This is a genomic window from Paracoccus sp. (in: a-proteobacteria) (genome assembly GCF_030536915.1).
GTDB lineage: Bacteria > Pseudomonadota > Alphaproteobacteria > Rhodobacterales > Rhodobacteraceae > Paracoccus.
Map to the genome: position 1 here is coordinate 1 of NZ_JAUNPC010000131.1, position 5,549 is coordinate 5,549.

General features: G+C 69.4%; 9 protein-coding genes and 1 tRNA gene. 5 read left to right on the forward strand and 5 right to left on the reverse strand.

Annotation, left to right across the window (positions count from 1 at the left end; all coding sequences use genetic code 11):
- On the forward strand, positions 1-447 hold a 447-nt coding region (locus Q4F04_RS14485), incomplete at its 5' end, for a UvrB/UvrC motif-containing protein (RefSeq protein ID WP_303370509.1).
- Between the two features lie 69 nt (positions 448-516).
- On the opposite strand, the gene Q4F04_RS14490 is transcribed toward Q4F04_RS14485, so the two are convergent.
- From Q4F04_RS14490 to parA, 3 genes are read right to left on the reverse strand one after another with little or no spacing between them, the layout of a single operon-like run.
- On the reverse strand, positions 517-831 hold the full coding sequence (locus Q4F04_RS14490) for a hypothetical protein (RefSeq protein ID WP_303370510.1): 315 nt from the start codon (positions 829-831) through the stop codon (positions 517-519).
- A gap of 15 nt (positions 832-846) precedes the next feature.
- A complete protein-coding gene (locus tag Q4F04_RS14495) occupies positions 847-1,245 on the reverse strand; it encodes a hypothetical protein (protein ID WP_303370511.1) in 399 nt (132 codons plus the stop codon).
- A gap of 51 nt (positions 1,246-1,296) precedes the next feature.
- Positions 1,297-1,968 carry a ParA family partition ATPase gene (parA, locus tag Q4F04_RS14500; RefSeq protein ID WP_303370512.1) on the reverse strand — a complete coding sequence of 224 codons (672 nt, stop codon included), beginning with the start codon at positions 1,966-1,968 and terminating at the stop codon, positions 1,297-1,299.
- Between the two features lie 129 nt (positions 1,969-2,097).
- Between parA and Q4F04_RS14505 the strand changes: the two genes are divergently transcribed.
- Positions 2,098-3,147, forward strand: a complete 1,050-nt coding sequence (locus Q4F04_RS14505) for a dipeptidase (protein ID WP_303370517.1) — start codon at positions 2,098-2,100, stop codon at positions 3,145-3,147.
- A 2-nt stretch (positions 3,148-3,149) separates the two neighbouring features.
- Here the strand turns inward: Q4F04_RS14505 and Q4F04_RS14510 are convergent.
- Positions 3,150-3,224, reverse strand: a tRNA-Thr gene (locus Q4F04_RS14510).
- A 151-nt stretch (positions 3,225-3,375) separates the two neighbouring features.
- Between Q4F04_RS14510 and Q4F04_RS14515 the strand changes: the two genes are divergently transcribed.
- Positions 3,376-4,251, forward strand: a complete 876-nt coding sequence (locus tag Q4F04_RS14515; RefSeq protein WP_303370513.1) for a hypothetical protein — start codon at positions 3,376-3,378, stop codon at positions 4,249-4,251.
- A 165-nt stretch (positions 4,252-4,416) separates the two neighbouring features.
- On the opposite strand, the gene Q4F04_RS14520 is transcribed toward Q4F04_RS14515, so the two are convergent.
- Positions 4,417-4,665, reverse strand: a complete 249-nt coding sequence (locus Q4F04_RS14520) for a DUF2312 domain-containing protein (protein WP_303370514.1) — start codon at positions 4,663-4,665, stop codon at positions 4,417-4,419.
- 101 nt (positions 4,666-4,766) lie between these two features.
- Here Q4F04_RS14520 and Q4F04_RS14525 point away from each other — a divergent pair, with 101 nt between their 5' ends.
- Positions 4,767-4,991 carry a hypothetical protein gene (locus Q4F04_RS14525; RefSeq protein ID WP_303370515.1) on the forward strand — a complete coding sequence of 75 codons (225 nt, stop codon included), beginning with the start codon at positions 4,767-4,769 and terminating at the stop codon, positions 4,989-4,991.
- A 9-nt stretch (positions 4,992-5,000) separates the two neighbouring features.
- Complete coding sequence (gene dtd / locus Q4F04_RS14530; protein ID WP_303370516.1) at positions 5,001-5,441, forward strand: D-aminoacyl-tRNA deacylase; 441 nt, start codon at positions 5,001-5,003, stop codon at positions 5,439-5,441.
- Positions 5,442-5,549 lie beyond the last annotated feature (108 nt).

Here is a 5,549-nt window from a genome sequence, read left to right on the forward strand (position 1 = left end):
GGCAGCATGGAACGCGCGATGCGGGAAACCGAACGCCGCCGCGCCAAGCAGCAGGCCTATAACGAGACGCATGGCATCACCCCGACAACCGTCCGCAAGAACGTCGATGACGTGCTGGCAGGGCTGTGGCAGGGCGATACCGACCAGTCGCGGATCACGACGAAGATCGACAAGCCATTGGTCGGCGCCAACCTGCAGGCGCATCTGGACGCCCTGCGGACCCAGATGCGAAAGGCCGCCGAGAACCTCGAGTTCGAGGAGGCCGCCCGCCTGCGCGACGAGGTCAAGCGGCTGGAGGCGGTCGAGCTGGTGGTGGCCGACGACCCGCTGGCCCGGCAGACGGCGGTCGAGGAAGCGGCCGAGGCCGCGGTCCGTTCGCAGGGCCGCTCGACCGCCGGCCGCGCGGGCCAGCGCGGCGGCAACAAGCGCAGCAAGCGGCGGCATTGAAAGGCCCCTGCGGGATCGGTCAAGGGCAGCCTGCCTGCAGCCTGGGCCGCGCCGCCGCCCGCCCTGGCGTCAGCGCCGCGCCATGAAAGAGCCGCGGTTGGGCGTGGGGTCGGGGATGTCCTCGACCGTGGTGAACCTGCATTCGTCCAGCATGTGGCGCACGCAGGCGCGGGTCGGAAACCATTTGCGGATATGGTGGACGCCCTCGGCGGGCGGCTTGAAGTAGAGAAAGCTTTCCTTACCCTCGTGCAGCGTCGTTTCCAGCCACAGCAGGTCCGCGGCGCGGGAAATGATCTCAAGGTCGTGAAAGGGGTGGCGCAGGTGGTAAAGCAGCCCCAGCGCCAGCACCGCGTCATAGCGTTCGCCGGGCTGGATGGCGGTCACATCCCCGATCCGGGTCTAGATCCGGTCCTGCAGCCCCGTGACCTGCGCCGCAAAGCGCAGCCGCCGGATCATCGCGCCCCAGAAATCCTGGGCCAGCACGAAGGCGCCCCTGCGCGCCATTTCCAGCGCAAAGAACCCCTCGGCCGAGCCGAGGTCCAGCACCCGCATCCCGGTCATGTCCTGCGGCAGAACGCCTTCGTAAACCTGCCAGCGCCGCCGCGGATGATCGGCGGGCTGAGGCCCGGCCGACGGCGCGATCCCGCGCGTGGAGAGGCCGGGCGCAAGATCGATGTTGTGAAACCACGGGCCCAGCGCCGCGACCTGTTCGCGCAGCGCATCGGGGGCAAGCGGCGCGGCCAGCGGCTCGATGGGCATGGCACCGGAAATGCCGCTGAAATCTGCCGCTTCGGCCATCATGTCCCCTTTCCGCTGCCCGGCCGGTTCTTGATCGGCGGCATCAGGCCGTCAGGTCCGGCCCGGACCGCCGATGGTTGCGGCACCCTCGATCCCGGCATGAGCCATGACCTCCTCGGCCAGCACGGCCATCTCGTCGCGGGCAGGACCGGCCTGCCCCTCGGCCACGGCGCTGCCATGCCCCAGCGTCTCGGCATAGGCCACGCGGTTCGCGATCTGGGCCTGCGCCACCTGGACCCCGAGGGCCGCCGCGCCCGCGGCCACCTCGGCCCCCAGCCGCGTGTTCGGCCGCGTCCGGTTCAGCACGATCAGGACGGGGCGTTTTTCCCGGTCGGCAAGGTCCAGCACGCCTTCCGTCGCCCACAGGTCCACCTGGCTGGAGGCGATGGGCACAAGGATCAGGTCGGCCACCCGCAGCGCCGGGCGCAGGTCGCTTTCGATCTTGGGCGGCGTGTCGATCAGCACCACGTCGAAACGCCGCTTCAGCTTCTCGCCCTCGTAGCTGGCCCCCCAGGCCGAAGAGGTCGAGAACTCGAGCCCCGCATCCTCGCCCCCCCGGTCCAGCCGTTCCATGAACCAGCGCCCGAGGCTGCCCTGCGGGTCGGTGTCCAGCACCGCGACGGAAAAGCCCTTGCGGCGCAGCGCCACGGCAAGGTTCACCGTCAGCGTGGTCTTGCCCGAGCCGCCCTTCTGCTGGGCCACGGTGATGATGCGTCCCGCCATGTCGTTCCCGTTCCCTCGCGTTCAATGGAAATGCGTTGCATGCAGCCCGGCGAAGGGCAAGCCCGGCCCGCTTGCATCGGCGCGGCAGGGATGATCTTCGTGCAGGCGCAAAGCTTGGGACTGGGCCAGATGATCCCCGTATTCGATGGACATAACGACTTCCTGCCGCGCGCCGTGGCCGCTGGAACCGATGCCGCCCGGCTGTGGCGGGAAGGGGACGGTACCGGCCACATGGACCTGCCGCGGTTGCGGCAGGGGGGCATGGCCGGCGGCTTCTTCGCCATGTGGGTGCCCGACGCCCAGACCGGGGACATAGCCGAACTGCTGCGCCAGAAGGAAAACCCGCCCTTCGACCTGCCCCTGCCGCCCCAGGTCGCCTGCGATGCGGCCCTGCCGCTGGCCTTCGCGCAGGCTGCGGCGCTGTTCGGGCTGGAACGCACAGGCACACTGTCGATCTGCCGCAGCGCCGCCGACATCCGCGCGGCGATGGATGCGGGCCGCATCGCCGCAATCCTGCACATGGAAGGGGCCGAGCCCCTGGCCGATCTTGATGCGCTGCATCTGTGGCACGCGATCGGCCTGCGCTCGATGGGGTTCGTCTGGTCGCGGCCGACGGCCTACGGGCATGGCGTGCCCTTCGCCTTCCCCTCGGCCCCCGATCGTGGCGAGGGGCTGACGGACCGCGGTCGCGCCCTGGTGCGCGAATGCAACGCGCTGCGGATCATGATCGACCTGTCGCACCTGAACGAGAAGGGCTGCGACGATGTGGCGCGGCTGACCGATGCCCCGCTGGTCGCCACCCATTCGGCCGCCCATGCGATCTGCCCGAGTTCCCGCAACCTGACCGACCGGCAGTTGCGCCAGATCGCCGATACCGGCGGCGTGGTGGGCCTGAACTTCAACACCGGCTTCCTTGCCCCCGACGGCCGGCGGGAACAGTTCCGCGGCTTCGACATCCTGCTGCGCCATCTCGACCACATGCTGGCGATCCTGGGCGAGGACGGCGTGGCGCTGGGTTCCGATTTCGACGGCGCGGTGATGCCGGCGGACCTGCCCGACGCGGCCGCCCTGCCCCGGCTGACCGGTGCGATGCTGGCCCATGGCTACGGCCGCGCCCTGGTCGAGAAGATCGCCTGGCGGAACTGGCTGTCGGTGCTGGAACGCAGCTGGGGCGGGTAAGCTGGTGCCGGCTGAGGGATTTGAACCCCCGACCCCCTGATTACAAATCAGACGCTCTACCACTGAGCTAAGCCGGCATGACGCCGGAATACGCGCCCGCCGCGGGTGGCGCAAGCACCACGCCCCCGCAACCCCGCCCAAGTTTTTCCATGACAATCCCGGCCCGCCCCTTGACCCCGCGCCCGCGCAGGGCGACGGGACGGCCAGCAGCAGGGCGAGGTTTCTTCCATGCAGGTCGCGATCCATTTCGGCACCCACGGCACCGAGCCCGAGCGGATGATCCGCACGCTGATGGAAAACCGCGACTGGCTGCTTGCCAACGGCGTCGAGGTGGTGCCGCCCGGCCGCTACAAGGGCGTTCTGGACGAGGCGCTGAACTCGCTGAAAGGCGGCGACGCGCCGACCGAGATGGAGGAGGTCATCTACGACGCGATGCTGGAATCCGAAAGCGTGCAGCGGATGGTGATCTCGCAGGCGTCGCTGATCGGGGCTCCGGTGCGCTGCCTCAACGAAAAGGGCCTGTTTCCGCAGGCGGGCGCCCGGATGCGGGCGGTGGCGGGCCTCTTCCCCTCGGCCGAGGTCGAGGTGTCGCTGGCGATCCAGAACCCCGCGCTGCAGATCCCGCATCTCGCCTCGCGCGTGCCCGATGGCTCGGTCGAGCGCCTGCTGCAAGGCTGCGACCCTCGCCAGATGCGCTGGGGCCCCGCGATGCAGCGCATCGTCGAGGCGATGCAGGGCCGGCGCGTGATCGTCTGGTGCTACGAGGACACCCCGCTGATCTGGCCCGAGGCCGTGCGCCGGGTCGCCCGGATGCCCGCGGACGTGCCCCTGAAATCCGGCCTCGCCGTCCTGGGCGACCTGCTGCCCCCCGAAGGGATGGCGGACCTGAAGGAGGCCATGACCCGCGCCGCCCCGCTGACCGTCGAGGCGCGGCGCCGGATCTTCGCCGAGATGCTGGGCCGCCACGCCCGCCCTGACCTGGTGCGCGAAACCGTCACCGTTCCCGGCTGGACACAGGACTTGGTGGACGAGATCACCGACGCCTACGAGGAAGACGTGGGCCGCATCGCCGCCCTGCCGGGGGTCGAGTTCCTGAGTCCCTGACGCCGCAGGACGGCCGCGCCATCGCCAGCCGATTCTCTGCGTTTAATCCGTCCGCGGCTTGGCCGCTGGAAACCAGGGCCGGGGCCGTGCCGCCGGACCGTCATCCGAGGCCGGATGCCGTCGGGAACCGGCAAGCAGGGGGCAGCCCCGGCTTGCCCAGTCCGCTCACATCCCCAATGCGGACTTGTACATGTCCAGGATCGCCTCTTCCTCGGCGACGTCGTCCTTGTCGCGCTTGCGCAGGGCCACGATCTTGCGCATCACCTTGGTGTCGTAGCCGCGCGCCTTGGCCTCGGCCATCAGCTCCTTCTGGCGCTCGGCCACGTCGCTCTTCTCGGCGTCGAGCTGCTCGTATTGCTCGATGAACTGGCGCAGCTCTCCGGCTGCGATGCCATAGGCCTGATCGTCGCTCATGTCGCTGTCCTTCGCCGCGGAAATGAGGCGCTGCAATAGGCCGTCTTGCCGGGACGCGCAATCGCCGCTAGGCCCGGAAGCGACTGCTTGACGGAGGCCGCATGACCATCCACGACATCCTGATCTGGTGCGGCGCGGCGCTGACCACAGCAGGTCTGGCGGGCATCGTCTGGTGCATCGTCGCCGTGGCGCGGGCAAAGCGCATGGGCCGGGATGACGCCGCCATGCGGGCCACCATGCACCGGGTGGTGGCGGTGAACATGGGCGCGCTGGCGGCCTCGATGCTGGGGCTGATGGCGGTTGTCCTCGGGATCATGCTGCGCTGAGGGACGGCCATGCGGGTGCTGATCCAGCGGGTGAGCGAGGCGGAAGTCACCGTCGAGGACCGGTCCGTCGGCCGGATCGGTCCCGGGCTTCTGCTGCTCGTCTGCGCGATGCAGGGCGACGACGAGGCTGCGGCCCAGCGGCTTGCCGGACGGGTGGCGCGCCTGCGGATATTCCGGGATGACCAGGGCCGGATGAACCGCTCGGTGCAGGATACCGGCGGCGCGGCGCTGGTCGTCAGCCAGTTCACGCTTGCCGCCGACACGCGCAGCGGAAACCGCCCCGGCTTTTCGACCGCCGCACCGCCAGAGGAAGGCAAGCGCCTTTATCTGGCCTTTGCCGAGGCGCTGAAGGCGCTGGGTCTGCCCGTCGAGACAGGCGAGTTCGGCGCCGACATGAAGGTCGCGCTGGTCAATGATGGACCCGTGACGATCTGGATGGATAACGAGTGATCCCGCGCTGAGGATCGTGTATGCGGCGGAATGGTACAAATGCTTCCGCATCCGCGGAATGGCCGGGCCGGATGACTGATCTTTCCGCAGGGAAAGCGGTCACCCAGC